Annotated in this window: 23 protein-coding genes, 1 rRNA gene and 1 pseudogene; 8 read left to right on the top strand and 17 right to left on the bottom strand. The window is 71.1% G+C overall.

Annotated elements, in window-relative coordinates:
- Positions 1-2: 2 nt before the first annotated feature.
- Genes AC0KXF_RS14230 through AC0KXF_RS14220 form a run of 3 tightly spaced genes read left to right on the top strand, consistent with a single transcriptional unit; the run spans position 3 to position 4121 of the window.
- Positions 3-914, top strand: coding sequence for an ABC transporter permease (locus AC0KXF_RS14230; RefSeq protein ID WP_473109803.1), 912 nt, complete (start codon positions 3-5; stop codon positions 912-914).
- The gene (locus AC0KXF_RS14225) at positions 914-2731 is read left to right on the top strand and encodes a dipeptide ABC transporter ATP-binding protein (RefSeq protein ID WP_473109804.1); all 1818 of its coding nucleotides are present in this window, start codon (positions 914-916) and stop codon (positions 2729-2731) included. The genes AC0KXF_RS14230 and AC0KXF_RS14225 overlap by 1 nt, the downstream gene beginning before the upstream one ends.
- Positions 2721-4121, top strand: coding sequence for an amidase (locus AC0KXF_RS14220; RefSeq protein WP_473109805.1), 1401 nt, complete (start codon positions 2721-2723; stop codon positions 4119-4121). Before AC0KXF_RS14225 ends, AC0KXF_RS14220 begins: the two co-directional genes overlap by 11 nt.
- A 104-nt stretch (positions 4122-4225) precedes the next feature.
- Here the strand turns inward: AC0KXF_RS14220 and AC0KXF_RS14215 are convergent, their stop codons facing one another.
- Complete coding sequence (locus tag AC0KXF_RS14215) at positions 4226-5026, bottom strand: SDR family NAD(P)-dependent oxidoreductase (protein WP_473109806.1); 801 nt, start codon at positions 5024-5026, stop codon at positions 4226-4228.
- Positions 5023-6522, bottom strand: a complete 1500-nt coding sequence (locus AC0KXF_RS14210; protein ID WP_473109807.1) for an aldehyde dehydrogenase family protein — start codon at positions 6520-6522, stop codon at positions 5023-5025. The genes AC0KXF_RS14215 and AC0KXF_RS14210 overlap by 4 nt, the downstream gene beginning before the upstream one ends.
- A 189-nt stretch (positions 6523-6711) precedes the next feature.
- Here AC0KXF_RS14210 and AC0KXF_RS14205 point away from each other — a divergent pair, with 189 nt between their 5' ends.
- Positions 6712-7863, top strand: a complete 1152-nt coding sequence (locus AC0KXF_RS14205; protein ID WP_473109808.1) for a 3-isopropylmalate dehydrogenase — start codon at positions 6712-6714, stop codon at positions 7861-7863.
- 379 nt (positions 7864-8242) lie between these two features.
- Here the strand turns inward: AC0KXF_RS14205 and AC0KXF_RS14200 are convergent.
- The 4 genes and pseudogenes from AC0KXF_RS14200 to AC0KXF_RS14185 form a co-directional block, all read right to left on the bottom strand.
- Positions 8243-9025, bottom strand: a pseudogene (locus AC0KXF_RS14200) (pseudouridine synthase); the annotation flags it as partial.
- Positions 9026-9092: 67 nt separating this feature from the next.
- Entirely contained in the window at positions 9093-9761 is a 669-nt protein-coding gene (gene scpB, locus AC0KXF_RS14195) for an SMC-Scp complex subunit ScpB (RefSeq protein WP_473109809.1), read from the bottom strand.
- Entirely contained in the window at positions 9754-10689 is a 936-nt protein-coding gene (locus tag AC0KXF_RS14190) for a segregation and condensation protein A (RefSeq protein WP_473109810.1), read from the bottom strand. Before AC0KXF_RS14190 ends, scpB begins: the two co-directional genes overlap by 8 nt.
- Positions 10690-10697: 8 nt before the next feature.
- Positions 10698-11552, bottom strand: a complete 855-nt coding sequence (locus tag AC0KXF_RS14185) for a ParA family protein (protein WP_473109811.1) — start codon at positions 11550-11552, stop codon at positions 10698-10700.
- Between the two features lie 233 nt (positions 11553-11785).
- On the opposite strand from AC0KXF_RS14185, the gene AC0KXF_RS14180 reads away from it, so the two are divergent.
- From AC0KXF_RS14180 to AC0KXF_RS14170, 3 genes are read left to right on the top strand one after another with little or no spacing between them, the layout of a single operon-like run.
- Positions 11786-12760, top strand: a complete 975-nt coding sequence (locus tag AC0KXF_RS14180) for an alpha/beta hydrolase (protein ID WP_473109812.1) — start codon at positions 11786-11788, stop codon at positions 12758-12760.
- A complete protein-coding gene (locus AC0KXF_RS14175) occupies positions 12757-14229 on the top strand; it encodes an alcohol acetyltransferase (RefSeq protein ID WP_473109813.1) in 1473 nt (490 codons plus the stop codon). The genes AC0KXF_RS14180 and AC0KXF_RS14175 overlap by 4 nt, the downstream gene beginning before the upstream one ends.
- Positions 14226-14891, top strand: coding sequence for a DUF6320 domain-containing protein (locus tag AC0KXF_RS14170; RefSeq protein WP_473109814.1), 666 nt, complete (start codon positions 14226-14228; stop codon positions 14889-14891). The genes AC0KXF_RS14175 and AC0KXF_RS14170 overlap by 4 nt, the downstream gene beginning before the upstream one ends.
- A 263-nt stretch (positions 14892-15154) precedes the next feature.
- Here AC0KXF_RS14170 and AC0KXF_RS14165 read toward each other — a convergent pair whose 3' ends face one another.
- The 10 genes from AC0KXF_RS14165 to AC0KXF_RS14120 form a co-directional block, all read right to left on the bottom strand.
- A complete protein-coding gene (locus tag AC0KXF_RS14165; RefSeq protein WP_473109815.1) occupies positions 15155-16141 on the bottom strand; it encodes a site-specific tyrosine recombinase XerD in 987 nt (328 codons plus the stop codon).
- Between the two features lie 25 nt (positions 16142-16166).
- Entirely contained in the window at positions 16167-16853 is a 687-nt protein-coding gene (locus tag AC0KXF_RS14160; protein ID WP_473109816.1) for an NUDIX domain-containing protein, read from the bottom strand.
- A gap of 5 nt (positions 16854-16858) precedes the next feature.
- Positions 16859-18553, bottom strand: coding sequence for a CTP synthase (locus AC0KXF_RS14155; protein WP_473109817.1), 1695 nt, complete (start codon positions 18551-18553; stop codon positions 16859-16861).
- Between the two features lie 113 nt (positions 18554-18666).
- Positions 18667-19929 (bottom strand): AI-2E family transporter, encoded by a 1263-nt coding sequence (locus AC0KXF_RS14150; protein WP_473109818.1) that lies wholly within the window; start codon positions 19927-19929, stop codon positions 18667-18669.
- 65 nt (positions 19930-19994) lie between these two features.
- A complete protein-coding gene (gene recN, locus AC0KXF_RS14145; protein WP_473109819.1) occupies positions 19995-21680 on the bottom strand; it encodes a DNA repair protein RecN in 1686 nt (561 codons plus the stop codon).
- Positions 21677-22609 (bottom strand): NAD kinase, encoded by a 933-nt coding sequence (locus AC0KXF_RS14140; RefSeq protein ID WP_473109820.1) that lies wholly within the window; start codon positions 22607-22609, stop codon positions 21677-21679. The genes recN and AC0KXF_RS14140 overlap by 4 nt, the downstream gene beginning before the upstream one ends.
- On the bottom strand, positions 22593-23498 hold the full coding sequence (locus AC0KXF_RS14135) for a TlyA family RNA methyltransferase (RefSeq protein WP_473109821.1): 906 nt from the start codon (positions 23496-23498) through the stop codon (positions 22593-22595). The genes AC0KXF_RS14140 and AC0KXF_RS14135 overlap by 17 nt, the downstream gene beginning before the upstream one ends.
- Positions 23485-23652 carry a hypothetical protein gene (locus AC0KXF_RS14130; protein WP_473109822.1) on the bottom strand — a complete coding sequence of 56 codons (168 nt, stop codon included), beginning with the start codon at positions 23650-23652 and terminating at the stop codon, positions 23485-23487. Before AC0KXF_RS14130 ends, AC0KXF_RS14135 begins: the two co-directional genes overlap by 14 nt.
- A 111-nt stretch (positions 23653-23763) precedes the next feature.
- Positions 23764-24804, bottom strand: a complete 1041-nt coding sequence (locus tag AC0KXF_RS14125) for an HAD-IIA family hydrolase (protein WP_473109823.1) — start codon at positions 24802-24804, stop codon at positions 23764-23766.
- Positions 24804-25619, bottom strand: a complete 816-nt coding sequence (locus tag AC0KXF_RS14120; protein ID WP_473109824.1) for a hypothetical protein — start codon at positions 25617-25619, stop codon at positions 24804-24806. The genes AC0KXF_RS14125 and AC0KXF_RS14120 overlap by 1 nt, the downstream gene beginning before the upstream one ends.
- Here AC0KXF_RS14120 and AC0KXF_RS14115 point away from each other — a divergent pair.
- A complete protein-coding gene (locus AC0KXF_RS14115; RefSeq protein WP_473109825.1) occupies positions 25572-26438 on the top strand; it encodes a hypothetical protein in 867 nt (288 codons plus the stop codon). The two genes, AC0KXF_RS14120 and AC0KXF_RS14115, sit on opposite strands and share 48 nt — an antisense overlap.
- A gap of 69 nt (positions 26439-26507) precedes the next feature.
- Here AC0KXF_RS14115 and rrf read toward each other — a convergent pair.
- Positions 26508-26577: ribosomal RNA gene (gene rrf / locus AC0KXF_RS14110) — 5S ribosomal RNA — on the bottom strand; the annotation flags it as partial.

Raw genomic sequence — 26577 nt, 5'->3', positions numbered from 1 at the left:
CCATGGATACCAAGCACATTCCGACGCCCCCGTCGCAGGCCCCGCGCACGACCGCGCTCGCGGCCCCGACCCCGCCCCGCTCCCGGCGCGACCGCGGGCGCCTCTCCCCCACGCTCGTCGCCGGCCTGATCCTCGTCAGCATCGTGGTCGCCGCCGCCCTCGTGTCGTTCGTCTGGACCCCCTACGACCCCGTGCAGGTGAACGCGCCCGACCGTCTCCAGGGCCCGAGCGCCGAGCACCTCCTCGGCACCGACAAGTACGGCCGCGACCTCTTCTCCGGCATGCTCGTCGGCGCCCGCATCACGCTCTTCGTGGGCGTTATCTCGGTCGGGATCGCCCTGCTCATCGGCACGCCGCTCGGCATCCTGGCCGGCATCCGCGGCGGCTGGATCGAGGAGATCGTGATGCGCGCCTCCGACATCGCGCTCGCCTTCCCGGCCCTGCTGCTCGCGATCATGTTCGCCGCGGTGTTCGGCGCCTCGACGCTCACGGCGATGGTCGCGATCGGCATCTCGACGATCCCCGCATTCGCGCGGGTCGCGCGGTCCGGCACCCTCCAGGTGATGAACACCGAGTACGTGCTCGCGGCGCGGGCCGCCAGCCAGTCGCGGTTCCGGATCGCGCTGCGGCACGTGCTGCCGAACATCATCGGCATCGTCGTCGTGCAGTGCTCGGTCTCCTTCGCGCTCGCCGTGCTCGCAGAGGCAGGCCTGAGCTTCCTGGGCCTCGGCACGCCGCCGCCCACCCCCTCGTGGGGCCGGATGCTGCAGGAGTCGCAGCAGTTCCTCGGCACCCACCCCCTGCTCGCGATCGTGCCCGGCGTCGCCATCGCGATCGCCGTGATGGGATTCAACCTGCTCGGCGACGGCCTGCGCGATCGATTCGACCCGAAGCTGAACGGGAGCCGCAGCTGATGACCACCGCAACGAAGACGCTGCTCTCGGTCGAGAGCCTGAACGTCCGCACGCCTCACCGCACGCTCGTGCACGACTTCTCGCTGCACATGGCGCACGGCGAGCGGATCGGCCTCATCGGCGAATCGGGATCCGGCAAGTCGATGACCACGACCGCCCTGCTCGGCCTGCTGCCGAACGGGGTCACGGCCGACGGCTCGGTGCGCCTCGACGGCCACGCCGGCAACCTGCTGGAAGCCCCCGAGTCGGAGCTCATGCGGATCCGCGGCCGCGACATGGCGATGGTGTTCCAGGAGCCGCTGACGGCGCTCAATCCGCTCATGCGCGCGGGCGACCAGGTCGCCGAGATCATGCTGCAGCACCGGCTCGCGCCCTCGAAGTCGGAGGCGCGGCGCCGCGCTGTCGAGATGCTCGACGCGGTCAAGCTGCCCGACCCCGCGCAGGCGGCTCGGGCCTACCCGCACCAGCTGTCGGGCGGCCAGCGGCAGCGCGTCATGCTCGCCATGGCGCTCGCCAACGATCCGGCGCTGCTGCTCTGCGACGAGCCGACCACGGCGCTCGACGTGACCGTGCAGCGGCAGGTGCTCGACCTCATCCTCGAGCTCGTGCGCGAGCGCGGCACGGGGCTGCTCTTCATCACCCACGACCTCGCGGTCGTCGCGAACATGTGCACGCGCGTGCTCGTGATGAACCAGGGCAGGGTGGTCGAGGAGGGCCCCACCGAGGAGATCTTCACGCGTCCGCAGCATCCCTACACCCGCGGCCTGCTCGCGGCCTCCGACCTCGAGGCGACGGACGCCGACGGGCGGCTCTTCACGGTCGCGAGCGCGCAGGACTACGTGCCGCCCACGGTCGGCGAGGAGGAGCCCGGGTCCGGGGCAGGGGCGCCCGCGGCCGGGGCCGGCGAGCGGTCGGAGGGCGCGGAAGGCGCGGGATCGGCTGAGGCGTCCGAGGGTGCCGGATCCGCGACGCCGCCGGCCAGCTCGGCACCCGCGAGCCGCGTCGCTGAACCCGTCATGCGGGTCACCGACCTCGTGCGCACCTACACGCGCGGCCGCACGCGTCTCTTCCAGCCGGCGCCCCAGGTGCAGGCGCTCAAGGGGATCTCCTTCGAGGTGCCGCGCGGCGGCCGCCTCGGCGTCGTCGGCGAGTCCGGTTCGGGCAAGTCGACGCTGCTGCGCATCCTCGCGGGCCTCGACCAGCCGACCTCCGGCAGCGCAGTCGTGGCCGGCAACGAGGTCGCGGGCGCGCGGGAGCCGCAGCTGCGCCAACTGCGGCAGCAGCTCCAGATCGTGTTCCAGGATCCGATGGGCTCCCTCGATCCCCGCATGACCGTCGAGCAGATCATCGCCGAGCCGCTGCTCGTGCCCGGCCGTCGTGAGAGCGCCGCCGAGCGCTCCCGCATGGTCGCCGAGATGCTCGAGGCCGTCGGCCTCCCCGCCTCGTCGGCGGAGCGGTACCCGCACCAGTTCTCGGGCGGTCAGCGCCAGCGCATCTCGATCGCCCGGGCCCTGATCTGCCGCCCCGAGGTGGTCGTGGCCGACGAGCCCGTCAGCGCCCTCGACGTGTCGGTGCGCGCGCAGGTGCTCAACCTGCTCGCCGACCTCGTCGACGAGTACGGGCTCACCCTCGTCTTCGTCTCCCACGACCTGAACGTCGTGCGCCACCTCTGCGACTCGGTCATCGTCATGCAGGCGGGCGAGATCGTCGAGGCGGGCGACACGGAGACCGTCTACCGCAACCCGCAGCACCCGTACACGCGACGGCTCATCGAATCGTCCCTCACTCTGCGTCAGGAGCTCGCCCATGCCTCATAATGATCTCTCCGCCCTCGACGCCGGCACCCTCGCCGCGCGCTACGCCGACGGCACCCTCACCCCGAGCGAGGTCGCCGAGAGCGTGCTCGCCCGCATCGCGGAGCGGGAGACCGAACTGAATGCGCTCTACCTGCACGACCCCGAGGAGGTGCGCGTCGACGCCGCCGCGTCGACCGCGCGCTGGGCCGCGGGCGAGCCTCTCAGCCCGTTCGACGGCGTACCCGCGACGGTCAAGGAGAACATCGCGCGCGCCGGGAAGCCGAAGCCCTCGGGCACAGCGCTGCCGAACCCGCCCGTCCCGGCCGCCAACGCGCCGACCACGGACCGCCTCCTCGAGGCGGGCGCCGTCATCGTCGGGTCGACGACGATGCCCGACTGGGGCATGCTCTCCTCCGGGGTCTCGAGCCTGCACGGGATCACCCGCAACGGCATCGACCCGTCGCTCACCTCCGGCGGCTCGAGCGCGGGGGCCGGCACCGCAGCCGCGGCCGGTTACGGCCCCTTCCACATCGGCACCGACATCGGCGGCTCGATCCGTCTGCCCGGCACCTGGCAAGGGCTCGCGGCGCTCAAGCCGAGCGAGGGCCTGATCCCGCTCGACGTGCCCTACACGGGGCGCGCGGCCGGCCCGATGACCCGCACCGTCGCCGACGCGATCCGCCTCATGTCGCTCGTCGCGCGGCCCGACGAGCGGGACTACCTCACCCGCCCCTACCCGGCGATGGAGTGGTCGCTCGAGCCGCTCGCCCCGGCGGGCCTGCGGGTCGCGCTGCAGCTTGACGCCGGCTCGGGTCTGGCCGTGGAGCCCGAGACGCGCGCGTTCATCGAGGCCGCGGCCGAGCGGTTCGCCGCCGCGGGCGCGATCGTCGAGCCGCTCGAACCGTTCGTGCCGGCCGAGGTGCTCGACGGGCTCGTCGACTTCTGGCGCAGCCGCTCCTACGCCGACCTCGAGCTGCTGAGCGAGGCCGACCGCGCGCTGGTGCTGCCCTTCATCGTCGAGTGGTGCTCCGCCGGGGCCGATTTCTCCGCCGCGCAGACGGTGCGCAACCGGGGCTGCGCCGACGAGATGGCGCGCCTCACCCGCGCAGCCACAGCGCCCTACGACCTCGTGCTCTCCCCGGTCTCCCCCGTCGCGGCCTTCGCCGCCGAGGACCCGATGCCCATCACCGACCCGCTGCAGACGATGGGGCACATCTCCTTCACGGTGCCCTACAACATGTCGGGGCAGCCGGCCGTGTCGATCGGCGCGGGCATCCAGGCCGACGGCCGCACCGTCGGCCTGCAGATCGCCGGCCCCATCGGCTCCGACGACCGCCTGCTGCGCGTCGCGCACTGGTTCGAGACGGTGCGCGGCACCGACGCCGAGGTCGACTGGTCGAAGATCCGCTGAGGAGGCCGCGGCCGACCCACTCGCAGCAACGCGGAGTCCCGAAGTGCTGCTTCCCTTCCCCGGGTAGCAGCGCTTCGGGACTCCGCGTTATCTGGTCCTCGCCGCTAGGCGGTCGGCGGGGTGAAGCGACCGTCGATGGCGGTCCACCCGCCGTCGACCATCAGCGTCGAGCCCGTGACGAAGCTGGAGGCGTCCGAGGCGAGGTAGACGACCGCTCCGGCCAGCTCGTCGGGGCGCGACCAGCGGCCGAGTGCGCTCTTCGTGGCGTAGGCGCGGTCCCAGGCCTCGTCCTGCTTGATCTGCGCTGTCAGCGGTGTCTCCACGATCCCCGGGGCGACGACGTTCACCCGCACCCCCCGCGCGCCGAACTCGGCCGCGGCGGTCTTCGCGAGCTGCACCAGCCCGGCCTTGGTGGCGGCGTAGACGCCCTGCCCGGGCTCCACGACCTGGGCGCGGATCGACGCGAAGCCCACGATGGAGCCGCCGCCGTTCGCCGCGAAGGCCTTGCCGAAGTGCCGGATCAGCTGGAACGACGATCGCAGATTGAGGTTCACGACGCGGTCGTACTCCTCCATCGTGTAGTCCTCCATGCGCTTGCGCACGTTCATCGCGGCCGTGAACACGAGCGCCGACGCATCGCCGAAGCGCGCGGCCGCAGCCTCCACCTCGGCATCGTCGAGCACGTCGAGGCGGTACGCCTCCGCCTCGCCGCCGCGCTCCGCGATCGCGGCGACGGTGGCCTGCGCCGCGTCGAGCGAGAGGTCGGCGATGACCAGGCGCGCACCGTGGGCGGCGAGCGCCAGGGCGGCCTCGCGCCCGATACCGCCGGCGCCCACCACGACGGCGGTGCGGCCGTCGAGCCGGAAGAGCTGGGCGTAGTCGGGGGATGCCTGGATGGCGTTCATGCGGTGACCTTTCGGGGTGCGGGGCGGATCATGGCCATGCGGGTGACGGTGAACTCCTCGATGGCGTAGCGGGGGCCCTCGCGGCCGATGCCCGAGTCTTTGACGCCGCCGTAGGGCATGATGTCGGATCGGAAGCCCGGGATCTCGTTCACGACGACGCCCCCGACCTCGAGGCGCTCGACCGCGGCGAAGGCGCTCTCGAGCGAGGCTGTGTAGATCGCGGCCTGCAGCCCGTAGCGCGAGTCGTTGACGAGCTCGACCGCCTCGTCGACCGAGTCGACGGCGGTGAGGCAGACGACCGGGCCGAAGATCTCCTCGCGCCAGACCTCGGCGTCGCGCGGCACGTCGCCGAGCACGATCGGCGGCACGAGGGATCCGCCCGAGGCCTCTGCGCCGGGAGCGGGGAGCTCGGCGGGGCTGAGCAGCGCAGCGCCCGCGTCGAGCGCGCGCTCGACGGTGCCGCGGATCCGCTCCGCCGACGCCGCGTTGATGACGGGCGCCACGTTGGTCGCGATGTCGCGCGGGTCGCCCACGACGAGCTCGTCCATGCGCGCGACGAGCCGTGCGGTGAAGGCCTCGGCGACGGGGCGCTCGAGCACCACGCGCTGCACCGAGATGCAGGCCTGGCCGTTCGCGTAGAAGCCGCCGCGCAGCACGGCATCGACCGCGGCCTCGACGTCGGCGTCGGCCGCGACGATGAAGCCGGTGTTCGATCCGAGCTCGAGCAGCGTCTTGCGGGGGGCCGCCTGACCGGCGATGAGGTGGCCGATCTTCGCCGATCCTGTGAAGGAGACGACCTGGGCGCGGGGATCCCGCACGAGCGTCTCGCCCACCTCGGGGTCGCCGTTCACGAGCTGCACCGCGGCGCCCGTGACGCCGTGCTCGGCGAGCACCTCGCGCACGATCGCGACGAGCTCGATCGTGGCGAGCGGCGTGTTGGGGGCGGGTTTGACGATCACCGGGCAGCCGGCGGCGATCGCCGGGGCGAGCTTGTGGGTCGCGAGCAGCACCGGGTAGTTGAAGCCGGCGATCCCGACGACGACGCCCGCGGGCTTGCGGGTGTAATAGCCGATCATGCCGCGGCCGAGCTCCTGCAGGTCGAGGGGCACCGTCTCGCCGTGCACGTGCGACACCTCCTCGGCCGTCGCCTGCAGGGTCACGATCGTGCGGTTCACCTCGGTGCGGCAGTCGACGCGGGGCTTACCCGTCTCGAGCACGAGCAGGTCCTCGAAGCGCTGCGCGTCGGACCGCAGCCGGTCGTGCACCGCGAGGAGGATCGACTTGCGCTGCGCCGTGGTGAGCGCCGCCACCTCGGGCCGGGCGGCCTCGGCCGCGTCGAGCGCATCGCGGGAGTCGGAGGCACGGCTCACGGGGGCCCGCCCCACGAGGCTGCCGTCGTAGGGGAAGACGACGTCGGCGGAGTCGGGGAGCTCGCGCCAGTCGGCGCCGATGGGGAGGGCTCCCGCGGGGGCGAGCCGTGCGGGCGTTGCGTGCATGGGCTGGATCCTTGCTGCCGGGTTGCTGGTGTCCCGCGCGACTCGGCCGCGGCGTCGCGGCCGTGCGCGGAGAGCGGGTCGGATCACTCGCCAGGAGTGGTCTTACCAGTTAATATAGTTCAAGATCTGCGACGCAACAACGCCCGCTGCGCACCCGCGTCGCCCTCGCACTCCACGGAAGGATCCCCGATGACGCGCTCCCCCCAGACCACCGCGCACCGGATCGCGGTGCTGCCCGGCGACGGCATCGGTCCCGAGGTCGTCGGCTGCGCGCTCGAGGTGCTCGACGCGGCCGAGGCCCGCTACGGCTTCCGCACCGAGCGCCGCGAGTACGCGGCCGGCGCGAACCACTACCTCGAGACCGGCGAACTCTTCGCCGCGCTCGAGGAGGAGCTGCGCGGAGCCGACGCGATCCTCTTCGGCTCCATGGGCGACCCGCGCGTCACCCCCGGCATCCTCGAGCGCGGCTTCATCCTCGAAATGCGCCAGCGCTTCCAGCAGGCTGCCAACGTACGCCCCGTGCGCCTCTACCCCGGGGTGCCCACCCCCATCGCCGGGCTCACCCCCGAGCGCTGCGAGCTCGTGATCGTGCGCGAGAACACCGAGGGCGCCTACGTCGGCCGCGGCTCGACCGTGCACGCCGGCACCCCGAACGCGGTCGCGATGCAGGAGTCGTTGAACACCCGCCCCGGCATCGAGCGCGTCGTCGACTTCGCCTTCCGCCTCGCGGCCGCTCGCCGCAAGCGCCTCACGCTCTGCCATAAGACCAACATCCTCGTGGCGGCGGGGCAGCTCTGGCAGGAGGTCGTCGCCGACGTCGCGACCCGCTACCCCGAGGTCGAGACCGACTACGTGCACGTGGACGCCATGTGCTTCCATCTCCCGCTCTCCCCCGAGCGCTTCGACGTCGTCGTCACCGACAACCTCTTCGGCGACATCATCACCGACCTCGGCGCGGTGATCCAGGGCGGGCTCGGCGTCGCGACGAGCGCGAACCTCAACCTCGACGGCTCCGCACCCAGCATGTTCGAGGCGATCCACGGCTCCGCGCCCGACATCGCCGGCACCGGCTGGGCGAACCCGTCGGGCGCGATCCTGTCGCTCGCCCTCATGCTCGGCCACCTCGGCGAGGCCGACGCGGCGCGAGCGGTCGAGGCCGCGACCGTCGAGGTGCTGGCCTCGCTACCGGAGCTCTCGGGGCCGGGCATGGGGGCCACGACGTCCGGACTCGGATCGCGCATCGCCGCGATCGTGCGCGACGGGGCTGCGGATCCCGCGCTCGTGCCCCTCTCGCTCCTCGGCACGCTCGCGAGCCTCGAGCCGAGCCGCCCCGCCGCGTAGCCGGGCAGCGCGGGCCCGGCGGCGCAGCTACGCGTCAGGGCGAGGGTCGGGGCGAGGTAGCGCGAGGGCAGGAGGCGCGTCAGCGCGGGGGCCGCTTGCCCCGGCCGTGCGGGTTGCCCCGGGACGCGACCCCGCGCATGCCCCTGGCGCCCTTCCCGTCGCCGGGCCGGCCCGCGCTGATGGCGCCGCCGGGACGCTGCGTGCCCGCCCCCTTCACGCCCTTCGTCGCCGCGCCGCCCGCACCGTCCTCGGTGCCCTTCGCGGCCTTCGCTCCCCGGCCGCCTTGGCCACCCTTACCGCCCTTGGCACCCGGCTTGCCCCGCGATCCCGAGCGCCGCGAGGGATCCGATCCGCCCCCCGCGCCCCCGTCCTCGACCGCCGACAGCAGCGCACCGCGCTCGGCGGCAGAGAGTTCGCGCATCTCACCGACGCGCAACGTGCCGAGGTGCAGCGGGCCGAACTGCCGCCTCACCAGTTCCTCGACCGGGTGGCCCACCTCGGCCAGCATGCGGCGCACGATGCGATTGCGGCCCGAGTGCAGCGTCACCTCGACGAGGGAGTGCGAGCTGGTCGATCCGTCGGGCAGCAGTCTCGCGCGATCGGCGCGGATCGGCCCGTCCGCCAGCTCCACGCCGTCCTGCAGGCGCTGGATCACGGCGGCGGTCACGCGCCCGCGCACCTTCGCGATGTAGGTCTTCTGCACGCCGAAGCTCGGGTGGGCGAGGCGGTGGGCGAGGTCCCCGTCGTTCGTCAGGATGAGCAACCCGCTCGTGTCGGTGTCGAGACGGCCGACGTTGTAGAGGCGGTCGTCGACCCGATCCGCGAACTCCCGCAGATCGGGACGTCCGCTCTCGTCGCGCATGGTCGAGACCACGCCCCGCGGTTTGTTGAGTACGAAGTAGCGCTTCGACACGTCGAGCTGCACGACCACGCCGTCGACGCGCACGGCGTCGTGCTCGGGATCGATCCGGCTGCCCAGCTCGCGCTGCACCTCGCCGTTCACCGTCACCCGCCCGCTCGTGATGAGCGTCTCGCAGGCGCGACGCGAAGCGACGCCCGCGTGGGCGAGAGCCTTCTGCAGGCGCACCCGTCCGTCGTCCTCGGCCGCATCCGCCCGGCTGCCCGGCTGGGAGGTGGGCCGATCCCACCCCCACTCGGCCATGTCGATCTCGACAGCCTGGCCATCGACCTCGAAGCTGCCCCCGGGGCCCGCGCCGCCGGCTCCGCTGTCAGAGCGACTCATGCTCAAATCCTTCCGATGGGTCGTCGAGCAGCGGCGCGATGGGCGGCAGCTCTGAGATGTCTTCGATGCCGAGGTGCCGGAGCAGCGCCTCGGTCGTGCCGTAGAGGGTGGCGGTGGTCTCGGGATCCTGCCCGACCTCGGTGATGAGCCCGCGCGCGAGCAGCGTGCGCACCACCGAGTCGACGTTGACCGCGCGGATCGAGGCGATCGCACCCCGCGAGATCGGCTGGCGGTAGGCGACCACCGCGAGCGTCTCGAGCGCCGCCTGCGAGAGCTTCGCGGGGGTCTGCTGCTGCACGAAATCGGCGACGACTGGGTCGAGGCTCTCGCGCACGTAGAAGCGGTAGCCGCCCGCGACCTCGCGCAGCTCGAAGCCGCGCTGGGACGTGATCCGGGATCCGGATCCTTCCTCTGCCGCGCCGTCGTACTCCGCACCATCGTACTCCGCTACCAGGCCCGCGAGCGCGGCGCGCACCTCGCGCAGCGGCCGATCCGTCGCCGTGGCGAGCGTCACCACGCTCAGCGGCTCGTCGGCGACGATCAGCAGGGCCTCGAGTTGCTGCGCCAGCGTGTGCTGCTCGCGGGCGCGGGCGAGCTCACTCGCCGCCCCGGTCTCCGTCTCAGCCGCGCCGTCCATCCCATCCTGCTCAGTCATAATCGTTCCCCAGCGTAGAGAGTTCTTCATCCGACCAGTGCTCGCCGGTCCACTGCACGCGCAGTTCCCCCAGCGGCTCGGCCTGCTCGAACGTCACAGCCGCGCGCCGATACAGCTCGAGGATCGCGAGGAAGCGAGCCACGATCACCCCGCGCTCGTTCACCGCGTCGACGCCCGCCACGAGTTCCCGGAACGACCTCGAGCCGCCCCGCCCGTCGGCCGGGCGCAGCATCGACACCACGATCGCGGCCTGCTCCCTGATCGACACGAGCGGCGCGTGCAGGTGGTCGAGCCCGACCGTCGGGATCTCGCGCGGTGCGAACGCGAGCGTCGCGATCGCCGCGAAGTCAGCGGCAGACAGCGACCAGGCGAGTTCGGGCGTGCGCTCTCGGTACTTGGCGTCGAGCGGAACGAGGCGCGGATGCCGGGCGCTCTCGGCGTCGAACCGCCCCTGGAACCAGGCGCTCGCCTGCTTGAACGCCCGGTACTGCAGCAGTCGGGCGAAGAGCAGGTCGCGCGCTTCGAGCAGCGCGATGTCCTCGGCGTCGACCGCCTCACCCTGCGGCAGCAGGCTCACGATCTTCATGTCGAGCAGCGTCGCCGCCACCACCAGGAACTCCGAGGCGCGATCCAACTCGATCAGCCCCTGGCCCTCGAGCGATGCGAGGTACGCGATGAACTCGTCGGTGACGAGGCTGAGCGAGACCTCGGTGATGTCGAGCTCGTGCTTGCCGATCAGGTTCAGCAGCAGATCGAAGGGGCCGTCGAATACCTCGAGGGTGACGCGGAAGGCGCCGTCGTCGGCATCGGGATCGGCGGCTGCGGCGTCGGCGGGATCGGCGGCTGCACCGGCGACCGCACCGGCTGCGGTTTCAGCCGAATCGTCGGACGCCTCGCGTTCTCCGGGTTCGCCTGCAAGCGCGATCATGACGGCGTTCAGGCGACGGCGCCCCGCTGCACGAGCTCGCGGGCGAGTTTGAGATAGGCCTCGGAAGCGGCGTTCGACGGTGCGTAGTCGAGGATCGGCTTCGCCGCGATCTGCGCATCGGGCAGCTTGACGGTGCGCCCGATCACGGTGTCGAAGACCTTGTCTCCGAAGGTGTCGACCACGCGCTCGAGCACCTCCCGCGCGTGCAGCGTGCGGGCGTCGTACATGGTGGCGAGGATGCCGTCGAGCTCGAGAGCCGGGTTGAGGCGATCCTTCACCTTCTCGATGGTCTCGACCAGCAGGGCGACCCCGCGCAGCGCGAAGTACTCGCAGGCGAGCGGGATCAGCACACCGTGACTCGCGGTGAGCGCGTTGACGGTGAGGAGACCCAGCGAGGGCTGGCAGTCGACGAGGATCACGTCGTAGTCGCCCGCGACCTTGCGCAGCACGCCGGCGAGGATCTGCTCGCGCGCCACCTCCGTCACGAGGTGCACTTCGGCTGCAGAGAGGTCGATGTTGGCGGGGATCACATCGAGGCCCGGGGTGTCGGTGCCCTGGATGGCCGTCTTCGGATCCTTCTCCTTGCCGAGCATGAGGTCGTAGATGGTGGGAACGTCGTGCGCGGGCACGCCGAGGCCCGCGGAGAGCGCGCCCTGCGGGTCGAAGTCGACGGCGAGCACCCGGCGGCCGTAGCGCGCGAGCGCGGCCGCGAGGTTGATGGTGCTGGTGGTCTTGCCCACCCCACCCTTCTGGTTGCACATCGCGATGATGCGCGCAGGCCCGTGCCGTTCGAGCTTGGGCGGCGGCGGGATGATGCGCTCGGGTCGGCCGGTCGGGCCCAACTCGAACAGAGTGTCTGCCATACCCGGCCCCTCTCTCGTGTCGCTCGCTAACGCCCCATCCTATCGCGCCCGATGTGCGGTCGAGGATCCCGCGGGTCTCGCCGCAGCGGCACCGATCTGCCGAGATGCACATCAAAACCATGAGTTCGGTGTGCTCGAGAGCAGATCGGTGCGCGAGGGACAGGGTGCAGCGACAGGAAGCCTCTCTATGCTGGGGGCATGCACCGCTCATCTCCCGACACCGCGGGCCTCCCGTGAACCGGCTGTTCCGGGCGGCGCTGAGCCTATTCGCCGCCCCGCGCCTCAATATGCGGGAGGACTACGAGAAGGTGCGCCGCCGCCAGCGCCGTCTCGCCGCGCTTCCGGTCCCCCGGTACCAGGCATCGGACTGGCGGATCGGCCCGGATGGCGCGAGCCACCGGGTGCCGGTTCGCACCTTCCAGCCGAAGGAGCGTCTGCGCGATGACGTGCTCGTGTTCTTCCACGGCGGCGGCTGGGTGACGGGGGATATCGAGAGCTACACCCCGGCGTGCGCGACGATGGCGGATCTCACGGGTTGCACCGTGCTGTCGGTCGACTATCGCCTCGCGCCCGAGCACCCCTTCCCGGCGGGCCTGGAGGACTGCTACGACGTCGCCCGACTGCTGCTGGAGGACCCGCAGCGGGCGGGCGCCGACAGCGCCGACCGAATCGTGCTGGTGGGCGACTCGGCCGGGGGCAATCTCGCCGCCGTCGTCTCGCTGCTGCTGCGGGATCGCGGCCGGCGCGGAGCGAGCCGTCAGATCCTGCTCTATCCGGTGACCCACTGGGATCACGATCCGGCTTCCTCTCCCTTCGCCTCGGTGCGCAATCACGGCGAGGACTACCGGCTCACGAACGCCGAGGTGCAGGACTACTTCGAGCTCTACGTTCCCGATCCCGAGCGGCGTCGCGACCGACTCGTGGCTCCGCTCATGTCGGAGGATCTCTCCGGGCAGCCGCGCACGCTGGTGATCACGGCTGAGCTCGATCTGCTGCGCGACGAAGGCGAAGCCTACTGCCGCGCGCTCGAGGCCGCTGGCAATGCGGTGCAGCTGCACCGCGTCGACGGAGCGCTGCACGGATTCATCGCGTTGCCCCGCTTCTCCCGGTCGCTACGGGAGGCGTACGAGGTGATCAACGGCTTCCTCGACGGCGACGCCCAGGGCGGCTCCGCTGAGGAGAGCCCCGTCCAGCAGGGCATGCCATGACCCGCCGAGCCTGGGTGCGGCTCGACAACGCCTCCAACATCTTCCTCGCGGCCCGCAGCGATGCGGATCCGAAGGTGTTCCGCCTCAGCGCCGAGGTCGACCACGACGTGGACCCGGCTCTGCTGCAGCGGGCCCTCGACACCACGTACGAGCGATACCCGCTCTACCACGCGGTGCTGCGACGCGGGGTCTTCTGGTACTACCTGCAAGACAGCGATCTGCATCCGATCGTCACGGAGGACGAGCAGCACACCTGCGCGCCCATCTACCAGGCCGACCGGTTGAATCTGCTGTTCCGCGTGATGCACCACCGTCGGCGCGTCATCCTCGAGATCTTCCACGCGCTGTCCGACGGCACCGGGGCCCTGTGGTTCCTCTCCGACCTCCTGGCCGTCTACACCCGACTGCGGGATCCCGAGCACCCGCCCGAAAGGGGTGACGCCGGCGAGGCGCGCGCCGATCCGCCCCGCTCCGGAGAGCGCCTCGACCCTTCTCGAGCGGACGCCGCCCCGCGGCCGGGTGACGACGCGGCCGGGCCGGTGCACGAGCTGACCTCCGACAGCTTCGCCCACTACTTCCGCCGCCGGCGCGGCGGAGAAGCAGCCGTTCCCGGATCCGCGTTCAGCCGCGCGGCGACGCCGGCCGCGCTCACCGTGGCCGAGAGCGCGCCGCCCGCGCCCGAGGCGCGCTGGAGCCTCCGTCGCCTGCGGCGTCGGCCGGGCGAACAGGTGCACCGGGTGAGGGGAACGCGCACCCCCGACAACCGCACGCGAGCAGTCGAGCTCACCGCCCCGGCCCATGAGGTGCTCGCACTCGCGCGCGCCGAGGGAGTCGCCCTCACCATGTATCTGACCGCGCTGTTCTTCGAAGCCGTCCGCTCGTCCTCGGGCGGACTCGGCAGAGCGCGCACCATCGCGGCGTCAGTGCCGGTGAACCTGCGCCAGTTCTACCCCTCGACGTCGGCGCGGAACTTCTTCGCGACCGTGCGCGTCGCGCACACCTACGGCGAGGGAACCGACGATCTCGGCTCGATCTGCAGGAGGTTGGAGGCGCAATTCCGACCGAAGGCGAGCCCCGAAGCGCTGGGACGGAAGCTGCGAAGGTTCATCCGGTTCGAGCGGATGATCGGATTGAGGATCGTGCCGAGGCCTCTCAAGGACGTGCTCCTGGGCCTGATCAACTGGGCCAACAACCGGGGGCTGAGCGTCGCCGTCTCGAATCTGGGCCGCGTAACCCTCCCGGAGCCCGCGGAATCACGCGTGGGCCGCATGCTGTTCCACGTCTCCGCGGTGCGGCCGCAGTTCTGCGCCATCTCTCATGCGGGACTGCTCACGATCACCTTCACCTCGCCGTTCACGGAGACCGACCACATCCGTGAGTTCGCGCGACTGCTCACCTCGCGCGGGATCGAGGTCACCGTCGCCGCAGCCCGGGTGACCGAGGCGGAACTCTCGGAGGAGGAGCTATGAGACACTGCCCGGAGTGCGCGGTCGACATCGAGGGAGCCTGGACCCGCTGCCCGCTCTGCGAGGGGCCCATCTCCGGCGAGGCGACCCCGAGCCCGCTGCCGGCCGTGCCGCTCGAGTTCTCCCGGCGCAGGGTGCTGCGGGTGCTGTTCCTCGCGTCGCTCGCGGTGATCCTCTCATCGTTCGTCGTGCAATTGCTGTTCAGCAGGGGCCTCGACGGCATCGGCGCGCTTCGCTCCGTCTGGCTGGGAGTGATCGCGATGTGGCTCGTGGTGCTGATGGCGGTGCGCAAGCGACGCAACGTCGCCAAGGGCACGGTGTATCTCGTGATCCTGGTCGGCCTGGTCTGCGTGTACTGGGACTACCTCACCGGCTGGCGCGGGTGGTCGCTCACGTACGCGGTGCCGATCGTCTGCGCCTGCTCGATCTTCGCCCTGCTCATCACGGTGCGGGTGATGCGCATCGAGGTCGGCGAGCACATCGTCTACAGCGGCCTGGCCGTGCTGCTGGGCATCGCGCCCATCGGGTTCCTCGTCTTCGGCTGGGTGACGACCCCGCTGCCGTCGGCCATCTGCGGCGCACTCAGCCTCGTGGTGCTGGGGCTCCTGCAGCACGCTCGGAGCGCCGAGGTGCGGCACGAGCTCGCCAAGCGCTTGCACCTGTAGACGGGGCCCTCGCATACAGCGCGACCGACCCGTCTCCGCCCTGCGCCCGACCCGAGCCTTCCCTCACCCGCGCCGAGATACGGATTTCGCAGCTCTGATCGCGCCCGAACGTGCGAACTCCGTATCTCGGCAGGGTCGGATCCCGATCCTTCACCCCCTTCGACAGGCTCAGGGAGCCGCTACTTCGCACGCGGGTGCGCGATGCGACAGAGCAACGCGCCAGCGTTGATCCGCATCGCGAAAACGGCGCACACGACGCCGAATCAGCCCTGTACCCGCGCACGCGGGTGCGACATCAGGTAGTGCTCGCGCAGCGTGTCGGCGGTCACCTGGGTGTAGATCTGCGTGGTGGTCACCGAGGCGTGCCCGAGCATCTCCTGCACGGTGCGCACGTCGGCGCCGCCCGCGAGCAGGTGCGTCGCGAAGGAGTGGCGCAGGGTGTGCGGCGACACCTCGGTGGAGATCCCGGCGCGCTCCGCCGCGGCGCGGATCACGAGCCAGGCGCTCTGACGCGAGAGCCGTGCACCGCGCGGTCCGACGAAGAGCGCGGGCGTGCCGCTGCCGCGCGCCGCCATCGCGGGCCGGGCGCGCACGAGGTAGGCGGCGAGCGCGCGCCCCGCGTAGCTGCCGTAGGGCACGATCCGCTGCTTCGATCCCTTGCCGGTCACCCGCAGGAACCCGCCCTCGCCGAGCGCGTGCTCCGGGTCTTCCCACGCGTCGCCGCGGCCCGGCACCGCGAGCAGGTCGTCGAGGTCGAGCGCGGTCACCTCGCTCACGCGGGCGCCGCTCGCGTAGAGCAGTTCGAGCAGCGCGCGATCCCGCAGCGCGACGGGCTGATCGGCGGCCGCGTCCTCACCGCCACCGGCTGCTGCGAGCAGCGCCTCGACCTCCTCGACGGGCAGCGCCTTGGGCAGGCGGAGCGCCGGCTTCGGCGTGCGCACCCCGCTGCCCGCGTGGCTCTCGAGCAGCCCCTCCTCGAACAGGAAGCGGTGCATGCCGCGCACCGTAGACAGCCGGCGGGTGATCGAGGCGGGTGCGAGCCGGGCGTCGCCCCCGTTCAGCTCCGCGACGTACTCCGAGAGCGTGTCGGGGGTGACGTGCCCGAGGTCGGAGATGCCGCGCGCCTCCAGCCAGGCGGCGTAGGCGTCGAGGTCCCGCCGGTACGCGGCGAGGCTGTTCGCCGAGAGCCCGCGCTCGAGCGTGACGTGCCGCAGATAGCGCTCAGCCCCCTGCTGCGCGGTGAGCCCCATCAGCGCATGCCTCCCCGTGCCCCGCCTACTTCGACCGCGTGCCCCGCGCGGCCTCGCGGGCGACCCAGGGCAGTTCGGGATCGCGCAGCGTCGACCAGTCGCGCCCCCGGGAGGCCGCCGCGGCGAGCACGCCGCTCACGGTGACGGCGTTCTGCACGCGCCCCGCGAGCACTGCCTCGACGACCTCATCGAGCGGCACCCAGCGCGGCACCAGCTCCGCTTCCTCTTCCCCGCGCACGTAGTCGTGCTCGGCCGGGGACAGGTCGCGGGCGAGGAAGATGCGCATCGCCTCACTGGTACCGCCCGGCGACAGGAACAGATCGAGCAGCAGGTCCCAGCGCGAGGCCTGCAGGTCGGCCTCCTCGGCGAGTTCGCGCTGCGCGGCGAGCAGCCCGGACTCCCCCGGCGCGTCCATGAGGCCCGCCGGAATCTCCCAGTCGCGATGCGCGATGGCGTGCCGGTACTGCTGGATCAGCAGCACCCGGTCATCGGCGTCGAGCGCGACGACCGCGACGGCACCCGTGTGATCGAGGTACTCGCGGGTGAGCACGTCGCCGCCGAACTCGAAGCGATCGCGGCGCACGTCCCAGACCCGTCCGCGCACGAGCAGCTCGCTGTCGAGCACTGGCACCTCGGCGAGCTGGTCGACCAGAGGGCCCTCGCCCTCGTGGTCTCGCGGGCCGCCCGGCACCACGGCGTCCTCACCGGCCATGACCTCTACTCGCCCTCTTCGACCTCGAACAGCTGCGCCGCGTCGCGACGCTGGATCGCGGCGCCGACGAGCCCCGCGAAGAGCGGATGCGGCTTGCCCGGGCGCGACTTCAGCTCGGGGTGCGCCTGCGTGGCGATGTAGAAGGGGTGGGCGGTGCGGGGCAGTTCGACGTACTCGACGAGCGCTCCGTCGGGGCTCGTGCCCGAGAACGAGAGGCCCGACTCGGCGATCTGGTCGCGGTAGCGGTTGCTCACCTCGTAGCGGTGGCGGTGGCGCTCGGTGGCGGTGGGCGTCCCGTAGAGCTCGGCAGCGAGGGATCCCTCGGCCAGCGCCGCCTCGTAAAGACCGAGGCGCATCGTGCCGCCGAGATCGCCGCCGTCGATGATGTCGACCTGCTCGGCCATGGTCGCGATGACGGGCACCGAGGTGTCAGGGTCGAACTCGGTCGACGAGGCGCCCTCGAGGCCGGTGACGTTGCGGGCGTACTCGATCACCATGCACTGCAGGCCGAGGCACAGGCCGAGCGTGGGGATGCCGTTCTCGCGCGCGAAGCGCAGCGCGCCGAGCTTGCCCTCGATGCCGCGGATGCCGAAGCCGCCGGGCACGCAGATGCCGTCGACGTCGCCGAGCGCCTCGAGCGCGCCCTCGGGGGTCTCGCACGTATCGGAGGGCACCCACTTGAGGTTGACCTTCGTCGAGTGCGCGAAGCCGCCGGCACGCAGCGCCTCGGTCACCGACAGGTAGGCGTCGGGCAGGTCGATGTACTTGCCGACGAGCGCGAGCGTGACCTCGCCCTTCGGGTGGTGCACGGCGTCGAGCACGGGGTGCCAGCCGGCCCAGTCGACGTCGCCGGCGCGCTCGTCGAGGCCGAGGTGCTCGACGATGGTCTGGTCGAGGCCCTGGTCGTTGAGCAGTCGGGGCAGGTCGTAGATGCTGGGCACGTCGACGGCGTTCACCACCGCGTCCTCGTCGACGTCGCACATGAGGGCGATCTTGCGCAGGTTGTCGTCGGTGACGGGTCGGTCGCTGCGCAGCACGAGGGCATCGGGCTGGACGCCGATCGAGCGCAGCGCCGCGACGGAGTGCTGGGTCGGCTTGGTCTTCTGCTCGCCCGAGGCGCCCATGAAGGGCACGAGTGAGACGTGCACGAAGAACACGTTGTTGCGGCCGAGCTCGTGACGCACCTGGCGGGCCGACTCGAGGAACGGCTGCGACTCGATGTCGCCTACGGTGCCGCCGACCTCGGTGATGATCACATCGGGGCGCGGATCCTCCTCGGCCTGGAGTCGCATGCGGCGCTTGATCTCGTTGGTGATGTGCGGGATCACCTGCACCGTGTCGCCGAGGTACTCGCCGCGGCGCTCCTTGGCGATCACGGTCGAGTAGATCTGCCCCGTGGTGACGTTCGCAGCCTGCGACAGGTTGATGCCGAGGAAGCGCTCGTAGTGTCCGATGTCGAGGTCGGTCTCGGCGCCGTCGTCGGTCACGAAGACCTCACCGTGCTGGAAGGGGTTCATGGTGCCGGGATCGACGTTGAGATACGGATCCAGCTTCTGCATGACCACGTGCAGCCCGCGCGCGGTGAGGAGGTTGCCGAGACTCGCGGCGGTCAGCCCCTTACCGAGAGAGGAGACGACACCCCCGGTCACGAAGATGTGCTTGGTAATGCCGGTCTGTTCCGTGCGCTGCTCTGTTCCCACGGGCTTCGATCCTATCAGTTGATCCGCCCCGGAGACAGTGGCGGGGTTTCGAGGTCTGCTGTTCATGCGCGCCGGTGCGCTCGCTGGAATCGACCCGCGCTGCTGCAGCGCGGTCAGCGCATCTCCTGGCGCGGCATCCACACCTGCTTGATGATCATCAGCACCATCGCGGTCACGGGGATCGAGATGAGAGCGCCGAGCAGGCCGAGCAGCGTGCCGCCGGCGAGAGCACCGATGACCACGAGCGAGCCCGGCACGGACACCACTCGGTTCATGATCCGGGGCGTGAGCAGGTACGACTCGATCTGCATGTAGACGAGATAGTACGCGGCCGCGATGATCGCGGTCATCGGCGAGTCGAAGAGCGCCACGATCGAGACGAGCACGGTGGCCAGCACCGATCCGATCAGTGGGATGAGCGCGAGGAAGAACACGCCCACCGCAACGAGGCCCGCGAACGGCACGCCCACGATCGTCATCATGACGAAGCCCAGCACCGCGTTCGTGAAGGCCAGCACCACCATGCCGTTCACGTATCCGCCCACCGACTTCGTGACCTGCTCGGTGATGTCGATCACCTTCGCGCGGCCCGAACGGGGCACGAGGGAGTAGAACGCCCGCTTCACGCTGCGCAGGGACGACAGGAAGTAGAGGGTGAGGATCAGCACGATCAGTCCGGCGGTGAGCCCGTTGGCGATGCCGATGCCGGCCTGCCACACGCCGCCGGCCATCTGGGCGAGGTTCTCGGGGTCGCCGATGAAGTCCTGGCCCATCCGCAGCAGGCCGTCGAAGTCGACGAACTCGCCGAAGCGCTGGTTGATGTCGATGAACCACGGCTGGTTGTTCAGGTCCTGTACCAGCGCGGGGGCGCTGCGCACGAGCAGGGTGATCTGGTTCGCGATCATCGGGATGATGATAGCGAGCAGACCCCCGATCACCAGCACGAATCCGCCGAACACCACGCCGATGCCGAGCGGTCGCTTGATCCCGTGCCGTTCGAGCGCGCGCACCACCGGGTCGAGGCCGAGCGCGATGAAGAGCGCCGCGGCGACATACATGATGATGGTGCTCAGCTGGCCGATGATGGAGCCGACGAGCAGCGCGACGAGCACGCCGAGGGTCACGGTGAAGCCGAGCTGGAACGGCGCGCGCAGCACGAACTCGCGCGTCGAGGACTTCGCACGCTCCTCGCGGGCGTCGAGCGCAGCTTCGCGGGCGTCGCGGTACATCTCGCGGGTCTCGGCGTCGAGCTGCTCGAGATCGGCGTGCACGACCTCGGGATGCGAATCGAGGTATGCGGCCTTCGCGGCCGCGTTGTCGCTGAGCGTCGGTTTCGCCGTACCGCCGCCCAGGCGGCGACCGAAGATCTTCACCATGTGTGGAGCGTAGCACCTACCTCGGACACTCCTCGCACCGAGGCGATCCTTTGATTCCCGCGCCCCTAATCCCGCAGCGCGAGCAGCTCCGCCGCGTGCTCCAGGGCGCTCTCGGAATCGCTGAGCCCCGAGAGCAGTCGCGCCATCTCGGCGAGCCGATCACCGCCCTCGAGGCGCCGGCAGCTGCTCTCTGTGAAACCGCCCGACGAGTCCTTCACGACCTGCAGATGGTTGTTCGCGAAGGCCGCGACCTGGGCGAGGTGCGTGACCACGATCACCTGCGAGGAGCGCGCGAGCCGGCCGAGCCGCCTGCCGATCTCGATCGCGGCGGCACCGCCGACGCCGGCGTCGACCTCGTCGAAGACGAACGTGGGCACCGGGTCGACCGCCGCGACCACCACCTCGAGCGCGAGCATCACCCTGGAGAGCTCGCCGCCGGAGGCGGACTTGGCGATCGGCCGGGGTTGCGCGCCGGGGTGCGGGCTGAGCAGCAGCTGCACCTCGTCGCCTCCCGAGCCGCCCAGTGTCTCGAGCGGCGCGACCTGCACCACGAACTCGGCGTCGGGCAGCGCGAGCTGCCGCAGTTCGGTCGACACCAGCCCGGACAGGCGATCCGCCGCCTCCGTACGCAGCTCTGTGAGGCGCGACGCGAGCGCCCGCTCCTGCTCGCCGAGCTGCTCGAGGCGCGCAGTGAGCTCGTCGATCCGCTGGTCGTCGCCATCGAGTTCCGTCAGGCGCTTCGCCGCGCCTCCGGCGTACTCGACGACCGCCGCCGAGTTCGCGCCGTGCACCCGGAACAGTCCGTTCAGTGCGGCAAGGCGCTCGTTGGCCTGCGTCAGTTCGCCCGGACCCTCCTGGTCGAGATCGGCGGCGTACGCCGCGAGCTCGCGCGCGGCGTCGGCGAGCTGGAAGCTCGCGCTGCGCAGCGTCTCGAGCACGGACTCCAGCCGCTGGTCGTGCCCCGCGACGCGCTCCACCTCGCGCACCGCCTCGTCGACCAGCGAACTCGCGTCCCGGCTCATCGGGTCGTCGGAGTCGGTCGCGAGCGCCTCGTGCGCCGAGGAGGTCGCCGCGCGCAGCTCCTCGACGTTGCTCAGCAGCTCGATGCGCTGCGCAAGCTCCTGCTCCTCGCCCGGCTGCGGATCCACCGCGGCGATCTCCTCCAGCTCGGCACGCAACCGCGCCGCCTCGGCGGCCCGCTCGTCGCGAGCCTCAGTGAGCTCGGCCACGCGAGCGCTCAGCTCCTGCCGCTCGCGATGCGCGGCGCGGTACTCGCGAAGAGTCTGCGCGATCTCCTCGCCGCCGAAGCGGTCGAGGGTATCCCGCTGCGCCGCGGCCGACCGCAATCGCAGCTGCTCGGACTGGCCGTGCACGGCGAACAGCCTCCCGGCCAGCCGGCCCAGGCTGCCGACGGGGGCGCTCGAGCCCCCGACGCTCGCCCGGCTTCGGCCCTCGGCGCTCACCGTGCGGCTGAGCACCAGCTCGTCGTCTTCGATGTCTCCACCGAGTTCCTCGACGATCTCGGCGACTACCGGGTCCGTCGTGCGCACGATCCCGCCGACCCGCGCCTGCGATGCACCGCTGCGCACCGCCCCGGCGTCGCTCCGTTCCCCCATCAGCAGGCCGAGCGCGCTCACGACCATGGTCTTCCCAGCGCCCGTCTCGCCGGTGATCGCGGTGAACCCCGGGCCGAGCGGCAGAGTCGCGTCGGCGATCACCCCGAGGTCGCGGATGCGCAGCTCCTCGATCACTCAGCGCCTCCGTTCTCGCGGCGTGCGCCTCGCCACCCCGAAACGGGAAGGTGGAACTTGCGCACCAGGCGATCCGAGAACACCGCCTGGTTGAGCCGCGCCAGGCGCACGGAGTGCTTCGAGCGGCGGATGCTCACGGTCGAACCCGCCGGCAGCTCGGTGCGACGACGGCCGTCGCACCACATCACGCCGGGGCCGATGTTCTCGGGCAGGATGCGCACGCTCAGCTCGGAGTCGGTGCCCGTCACCAGCGGGCGGTCGAAGAGCGCGTGCGCGGCGATCGGCACCATCAGCATGGCCTGAACCGTCGGCCACACCACGGGACCGCCGGCCGAGAAGGCGTACGCCGTCGAGCCGGTGGGGGTCGCGAGCACAACGCCGTCGCAGGCGAAATTCGACACCGGCCGCCCGTCGACGCCGATCTCGACCTCGAGCATGCGCCGCCGCTTCTCGACGCTGGCCTCGTTGAGCGCCCAGGTCTCGGCGATGATCTCGCCGTCGCAGACCGCCTGCACGTCGACCGTCATCCGCTCCTCGACCGTGTAGTCGCGGCGCAGCACGCGGTCGATCGTCTCGGCGAGGTCGTAGTTCTCCATCTCGGCGAGGAAGCCCACATGGCCCAGATTGACCCCGACGATCGGGCACTCGGAGCCGCGCAGCAGCTCAGCGGCTCGGAGGATCGTGCCGTCGCCGCCCAGCACGATCGCGGCCTCGAGTTCGTGGATCAGCACGTCTTCGCCGAGCTCGGCAATGCTCTCGATGTTCAGGTGCGGCGCGAACTCCTGCCGGTCGTGGGCGTCGAGCACCGGCTCGGCGCCCGACGCCCGCAGCGCCGAGACCACCTCGACCGTGGCCGCGACGGCTTCGTCGCGGTGCGTGTGCGAGACGACGAGAAAACGCCTCGCGCCCGCTTCATGCGCAGTGCTCATGGCTCTCCGTTCGCTCGTGTGCGGATGCGGATCCGCCGCTCGGAACCACGCGGCCTTCTTCACCGCAGAGCTCCGCGATCCGCCCCTCCCATTCTGTCGGATGCACGCCCCCGGCGGCTGCGAGATGCACCAGGAACTCGCGATTGCCCGTTCCGCCCGCGATGGGAGAGCGCGCGAGTCCCCTGGCCGCGAGTCCCTGCTCCGCCGCCGCACGCAGCACGATGCGGATCGCCTCGGCTCGGAGCGCGGGATCGGTCACGACGCCGTCGCGCACCCGCCCCACCTCGAACTGCGGCTTGATGAGCAGCACCAGGTCGGCGTTCGGCGCGGCGCAGCGCACGATCGCGGGGAGCACGAGGCCGAGGGAGATGAACGAGAGGTCGGCGACCACGAGGCTCGGCGCCTCGGGCTCGCCCGTGTCGGCCGCGAGATTCTCGGGTGTGAGGTCGCGGGCGTTGCGCCCCTCGACGAGGCGCACTCTCCGATCGTCGCGCAGGGCGGGCACCAGCTGGTCGTGCCCCACGTCGATCGCCTGCACCAGGCGCGCTCCGCGCTCGAGCAGCACCTGGGTGAACCCGCCGGTCGACGCCCCGAGATCGAGCGCCAGGCGCCCACCGGGGTCGACGCCGAACTCGTCGAGGCCCGTAATGAGCTTGTGAGCCGCGCGGCTCACGTAGTGGTCGCCTCCGGTGACCTCGATCCGGCTCCCCGCCGCCACCCGAACCCCGGCCTTCGCCGCCGGCTTCCCGTCGAGCTGCACCGCGCCCACCGCGATGAGCTCGGCCGCCTGGCTGCGAGACCGAGCGAGCCCGAGCACGGGCAGGACCCTGTCGAGACGTTCCGCCCCACCCCGCCAGACCGCACCGGCTTCGCCCTCAGGACCCGCCATGATCCCCCCGCTGCAGCTCCGCGAGCAGCTCGTCGTGCAACTGCTCGAAGCCCGCGGCCCGCTGCGCCAGCGGCTGCGCCTCGATCACGTCGAGGCGCCCGAGCAGACCGTCCTCGCCATATACGGGATCGATCCGATGCTTGCCTTCGCTCATGCGACCAGCCTAGCCGCCGCCTCGGACATCGGCGGGCGGCGCGGGCAGCAGAGTCCTTTCGCTTCACTCACGCAGGATGACGACCATAAGACCCCCGACGATTCCGCGGAGTCAGAGCCAGTGATCCTCATAGAGAATCTCCGGGACCTTCAGTCCGTAGATCGCGAGCCCCGATCCCCATACTGCTGCGCAGCCGGCTCGCAGCAGATCGAGGGGGGAATCGCCCTCGGCGACCACCTGGGCGATGTGTCCGTCCATGCGCACCTTCGCGGTTCCCACCTGCACGGTGCCGTCGCGCAGCACCTCCGTCTGCGGATACGGCTCGTGCAACTCCGCGAGCGTGGCGACGATGTAGTCGGGCCGCATATCCTGCGAGGCCGCGATGAGCTGCTTCGGCCGATCCACGCCGGTGAGCACTTGCAGCGAGGGGATCCCAGCCGCGCGCGCTCCCTTGATATCGGTGTCGAGCCGGTCGCCGAGCATCAGCGCGTCGCGCGTGCCGAAGCGTCCGAACGCGGCCTCGAAGATCGGAGTCTCTGGCTTCCCGGCGAAGATCGGCAGCCGCTGCACGGCAGTGTGGACAGCTGAGACGAGCGTGCCGTTACCCGGGGCGAGGCCGCGAGCGACCGGGATGGTCCAGTCCGTGTTCGTCGCGATCCACGGCAGCGGGTCACGGCCGGGCTGCTCGGCGAGCGCGAACGCCGCCTCCGCGAGATGCACCCATCCGACCTCGGGCGCGAACCCCTGCACCACCGCTGCGGGATCGTCATCGGCGCTGCGGGTCACTTCGAACCCGGCCTTGTGCAGCTCGTCGACCAGTCCGTCTCCACCGACCACGAGCACCCGAGAACCCGGTGCCACCGATTTCGCGAGCAACGTCACCGCCGCCTGCGGGGAGGTGACGACGTCGTCGGGCTCGGCGCGCAGCCCGAGCTGCCGGAGATGCTCGGCGACGGACGCATCCGTGCGAGAGGCGTTGTTGGTGATGTACGCGAGGCGAGCGCGCTCAGCCGCGCGATTCAGCTGCTCCACGGCACCGGGAATCGCGCCCGGGCCGCGGTACACCACGCCGTCCAGATCGGAGAGCAGCAGCTCGCGGCCGTCGATCGGCGCGGCGCCGAGCGGGGTCCGCTTCTTGCCGAACAGGGCCACTATTCCCGCTCCTCCGCCTCCGACGCGCCGTCGGCACCGCCGGCATCTGCCCCAGCGGCACCCGCATCGCCGATACCCGCCTCGGCGAGCAGTGCGTCCACCTCTGCCGTGATCTCGGCCGCCTCTTCCGGCTCGACGCCACCGAGGTCCGCCACGGTACCGTCGAGGCCCGCTTCAGCGTCGACGTCCCTGTCGTCCGAGGGCTCCCGGTCGCTTGCTTCCTCGTCGGTCGGTTCCTCGTCGGGCACAGGCTCGGACTCGCGGATCTCCAAGACCTCGAGCTCGTCGAGCGATCCGAGATGATCCTGCAGTGCTCCCGCGGCACGATCGGCATGACGATACCACTCGCGCGCCTCGTCCTCGCGGCCGAGGTCCTCGAGCACGGCCGCGTAGGCGCCGAAGAGCTCGGGGCTCCACGAGAAGGCTCGCTTCGGGTTGAGCTCGGGGATCTCGAGCTCGAACAGCGCCTGCTGGGTCTGCCCCAGATCGAGGCGAGCACCCGAGACTGCGATCGCTAGGTACACCCGCTGCTCGGTATCGAGCTTCGAGGTGTCCGCCTCGAGTGCGGTCTCGATCGCCTTCTCAGGGCGCCCCAGGCCGCGCTCGCAATCCACCATCAGCGCGACGTGCCCCTCGAGGCCGCTGAGACGGCGGTAGGTGCGCAGCTCGCGCAACGCCAGCGCGAAGTCACCCGTGCGATACGCGGTGATCGCGAGCGTCTCGCGGGCCACCGGGATGCGACCGGCGCGGCGGCTCGCGGAGAGAGCGTGCTGATGCGCCAGTTCGGGATCGTCGTCGATCAGCAGAGCGACCATGGCGAGGTGACGCGCGACGCGCTCCTGCACATCCGCCTGCAGCGTCTTCAGCTCGTTTCGAGCCGCCGGGTGAAGATCGTTCGGCCGGACGTCGTCGGGGATCACAGGATCACGATGCTCTGCCCTCACCGGGCGCAGCTCGTGCTGCAGCCGCTCCGCCTCGGTGTACTCCCGATCGCGGCCTCCGCGGTCGCTGCGGCCGCCACCGCGGGTCCCGCCTCGGCCGAAGCTCTCCTTCCGCTGCGGACGGTCACCTCCGCGACCACCGCCTTCGCGGTCGCTGTCGCGGCGCGGACGTCGATCATCGCGATCACCGAAGTCGCGGCGCGGACGACGGTCATCGCGATCGCCGAAGTCGCGGCGCGGACGTCGATCATCGCGAGAATCGCCATCGCGGCGAGGCCGCCGATCGTCTCGCTCACCGAAGTCGCGACGGGGACGACGCTCCTGCCCTCCCTCACGGAAGGGGCGGCGCGCCCCGTTCCGCTCGCCGCTCTGAGCACGACGATCGTCGGCGCCGTCACGACGCGGGTGACGGTCATTACGATCACCGTCACGACGCGCACCTCGGTCGTCACGGAAGTCGCCATCGCGGCGAGGCCGACGGTCGTCGCGATCACCATCACGACGCGGGCCGCGATCGCCGCGCTGCTGGCGATCACCGCTGCCGGAGAACCGCTGATTCCGATCGTTGCCCGAGCGGAACCCTCCACGGGTCCGATCACCGCTGCGCTTTCGGGGGCCTCGATCCGCGGAGTCGTCCCGCTGGGGTCGATCGTTCATGGGTTGCCTCCCGAAAAGTACGCTATTTGGGTGTAAATGTGTTGAGGGTCGTACCGGTGAGTGCCGTCTTCGGCGTTCACTGGTACGACCCTCAATGTAATGGGTGTCCGGCGGTGTCCTACTCTCCCACGAGGTCCCCCTCGCAGTACCATTGGCGCTGTCAGTCTTAGCTTCC

This window comes from Leucobacter holotrichiae (assembly GCF_055791005.1).
This window is presented reverse-complemented; position numbering and strand designations above follow the sequence as displayed.